Genomic DNA, 546 nt, shown 5'->3' on the forward strand with positions numbered 1-546 from the left:
GTGAAAGGTTAAAAGAAGTGGATGATGAGTTATATAAAAGAAAGGGGTAGAATTTATGAATTACAAAGCAAGCGTGAACCTTATTAACAAACCCGGAAGCTTAAAGGGAGTTGCCTCGGTTTCCATCAATGACGAGTTTGTTGTAAAAGGTGTGAGGATTTTTGAGGGCAATGACGGTCCGTTTGTGTCAATGCCTTCCCGTAAGGCAGGAGCCAAATATGAGGATATTTGTTTCCCGATTACAAAAGAGGGAAGAGAAAATCTCCACAGTGCGGTGCTTGAAGCATACGAACAGAAATTAACACAGCAGGAGGAGCAGAACCATGAAGAGGGGAAAGAAACAAAAAAGGCAGGGAATAAAAAGTCTCAAAAGCGTTCAGACGGACAAAAAACTGCCGTCCAGCATAAACTGTGTTCCCCAATGTTCACCTGATGATTCAATATCCACCAATATAAGCCCGACGCAAAGTGCATTTGTTTCCCGTGATTTGATCACTGCAGGAAGATAGAACATCTCCTCATTGCCGGCATCAATATCATCTACGC

At 42.5% G+C, this 546-nt stretch carries 1 protein-coding gene; it reads left to right on the forward strand.

Annotation, left to right across the window (positions count from 1 at the left end; all coding sequences use genetic code 11):
* Window positions 1–55: 55 nt before the first annotated feature.
* Window positions 56–433, forward strand: a complete 378-nt coding sequence (locus tag H8706_RS12350; RefSeq protein WP_262432871.1) for a SpoVG family protein — start codon at window positions 56–58, stop codon at window positions 431–433.
* Window positions 434–546 lie beyond the last annotated feature (113 nt).

The organism is Qingrenia yutianensis (assembly GCF_014385105.1).
Lineage (GTDB): Bacteria > Bacillota > Clostridia > UMGS1810 > UMGS1810 > Qingrenia > Qingrenia yutianensis.

Excerpts from the sequence above, each read along its gene's own strand:
- H8706_RS12350 (WP_262432871.1), top strand. The coding sequence starts at position 56 with ATGAATTACAAAGCAAGCGTGAACCTTATTAACAAACCCGGAAGCTTA.